3 protein-coding genes are annotated in these 2,350 nt (G+C 68.2%); 1 reads left to right on the forward strand and 2 read right to left on the reverse strand.

Annotated features, from left to right (window positions below):
- Positions 1-676 (forward strand): SDR family oxidoreductase (locus tag DPV74_RS40835; protein ID WP_162923320.1); only part of this gene is annotated, 676 nt, incomplete at its 5' end.
- 103 nt (positions 677-779) lie between these two features.
- On the opposite strand, the gene DPV74_RS40840 is transcribed toward DPV74_RS40835, so the two are convergent.
- Both DPV74_RS40840 and DPV74_RS40845 read right to left on the reverse strand, forming a co-directional pair.
- A complete protein-coding gene (locus DPV74_RS40840; RefSeq protein ID WP_021158171.1) occupies positions 780-1,262 on the reverse strand; it encodes a cupin domain-containing protein in 483 nt (160 codons plus the stop codon).
- Between the two features lie 277 nt (positions 1,263-1,539).
- The gene (locus DPV74_RS40845) at positions 1,540-2,232 is read right to left on the reverse strand and encodes a dihydrodipicolinate reductase (protein ID WP_119339247.1); all 693 of its coding nucleotides are present in this window, start codon (positions 2,230-2,232) and stop codon (positions 1,540-1,542) included.
- Positions 2,233-2,350 lie beyond the last annotated feature (118 nt).

A 2,350-nucleotide genomic window follows, 5' to 3' on the forward strand; every position in this document is an offset into this window, starting at 1 on the left:
CGCCGACCTGAACGGCGAGGCCGCCGCCGCGCAGGCCGACGCGCTCGCGAGCACGGGCGGCGAGGCGCGCGCCTATCGGGTGGATGCGGCCAGCCGCGACCAACTGGGCGCGCTGGTCGCGGCAGTCGAGCGCGACGGCGGCCGGCTCGATGTCGTCGTCCACAATGCCGCGTATTTTCCGCTGACGCCGTTCACGCAGATCGACGAGCCGACGCTCGACCGGACGCTGTCGGTCAACCTGTCGGCGCTGTTCTGGCTCGCACAGGCCGCGTTGCCGGCCTTCGGGCGCGCGGGGGCGGGGCGGCTGCTCGTCACGTCGTCGGTGACGGGGCCGCGCGTCGTGTATCCGGGGCTCGCGCATTACGCGGCGTCGAAGGCCGGCGTGAACGGCTTCATTCGCGCGGCGGCGCTGGAGCTCGCACGCCACAACGTGACGGTGAATGGTGTCGAACCGGGAATGATCCGCACGCCGGCGGCAGGCAATCTTGGCGATGCGTCGGTTGCCGCGCAGATCGCGCGCGACATTCCGCTTGCGCGGATGGGCGAGCCGGAAGATGTCGCGAACGCGATGCTGTTTCTCGCGTCGGCCGATGCCGCGTACATCACGGGGCAGACGATCGTCGTCGATGGCGGTGCGACGTTGCCCGAGAGCGGGGCGGTGCTGGGCGGCGAGTGACGGCTGGCCGGGTAACGCGCCGCGCAACGGGGCGGCTCCGGCGGCCTGCCGCGCATTCACGCAGCAGGCTCGGCGTGTTCCGTCGGGGGCTTCTTCGCGAGCGTCAGTCCGGCATGCCGTCATGGTCCCCGAGCGGCCTGGCGGGCCAGTCCACCCAGCGGTCCGCGCGGGTAAGCTCGTACGCCTCGTTCTTCGGGTAGCGGATGCGGTTGTCGTCGCGCGGGCGTTCGCCGATCACCATCAGCCTGACCTCGTCCTTCGTGTTGTTGATGAAGGTGTGACAGATACCGGTGCCCGCCGGAAACGCGACGGAATCACCTTCGGCAACGGGGTGCAGCACGCCGTCGATCCAGACATCGGGCTTGCCTTCGAGCACGTACACAAACTCCTGCTCGGTGCTTTCGGCATGCGGATATGACGTCCGCCGACCCGGCAGGAGCCTCACGTGATGAATGCCGATACGGGTGATGCCGAGTTCGGCGGAAAGCGGTGCGTCCAGCGCCATCGGCTCGGTGTCGCCGCGATAGCAATGCGCTTCCGGTTCTTCGAGCTCGGTCCAGTGCTTGATGAAATCGGGGCGGGTCATTGGGTGCTCTCCTTTCGGGGGATGTCGACTGCGGCGATTCACGCGCCGGCGTCGGCAGCGGTTTGCGCTCCGTCTCGGCGAATGGACCTCCGCCGATAACTTGCCGGCCGATGCGAAACGACGGTTGCGCGTCGCGGCTGCCGGGCGGCGGGATGTGTGGCCCGGATGTCGCCGGCGAAGCGATCGGCGACATCCACGGTATTTTGCGACGAACCTGTTTGCATTGTGGAAATGACGTGCGAGACGCGCGCATGCCTCCCGCCGCGTACCGCCGCGACTATAGCCAGCCGTTGCGGATGAACTCGACGATCGAATAGCGGCGGTGCTCGAGATCGTGCTGCCGGACGGCATCGACGATGCGCGATACGCCATCCGCGTAGGGCGTATCGCCCACCACGCGCGATTCGAACTGCAGGCTGCACGCACCGTCGTCGATGCGTATCCGGTGAATCGCGTGGCGGCCGAGCTGATCGTCGGCGACGGCGAATTCGTTGCGCTGCACGTCCGGGTCGCGCACGGAGCGGATGTCTTCCGGCGGCACGCCGAGCGACTGGCCGATCCCGACGGCCGTGCCCGGGACGGACGTCTTGCCGGCCTGGTGCGACTCCGTCAGGCTGATCCGGCAGTCGTGAAACAGGTGGCCGCTGGTTTCCAGCATGCTCATGAACTTGAGCATCAGGATGTTCGTGTTCGGACACAGCACGACCGGGAAAGCGTACGCGCCGGTTTCGAGCACGGAGCCGGTGGACAGCTCGACGAGCGGCGACGCGGTGGCCTCGCAGAACGCGATGACGTCAGGGAGTTCGCGGCCGGAACCGGCATGCACGACGATCGAGCGGGCGTCGCTACGCTGCGCATCGTTGTGTGTGCTGTCCGACCACGCCATTACGCGACAGGTTGCGGGGTCGAGCCGGTGCGCGCCGAGCAGTTCGCTGGCCAGCTTGCCGGTTCCTACGACGAGTACTTGCATGGCATTGACGGGTTGAAGTTCGGAATTCGTTCAGGACGGGAAATGGCGCCGGCCGTCGGGCGGCCCGGCACGGTCGCGGCGCGTGCCGCCGCGGCGGCCTCGCGCATTATGCCCGGCC

Origin of the sequence: Burkholderia sp. HAN2018 (genome assembly GCF_024704855.1) — a bacterium.
Taxonomy (GTDB): Bacteria; Pseudomonadota; Gammaproteobacteria; order Burkholderiales; family Burkholderiaceae; genus Burkholderia; species Burkholderia cepacia.

Excerpts from the sequence above, each read along its gene's own strand:
- DPV74_RS40840 (WP_021158171.1), bottom strand. The coding sequence starts at position 1,262 with ATGACCCGCCCCGATTTCATCAAGCACTGGACCGAGCTCGAAGAACCG.
- DPV74_RS40845 (WP_119339247.1), bottom strand. The coding sequence starts at position 2,232 with ATGCAAGTACTCGTCGTAGGAACCGGCAAGCTGGCCAGCGAACTGCTC.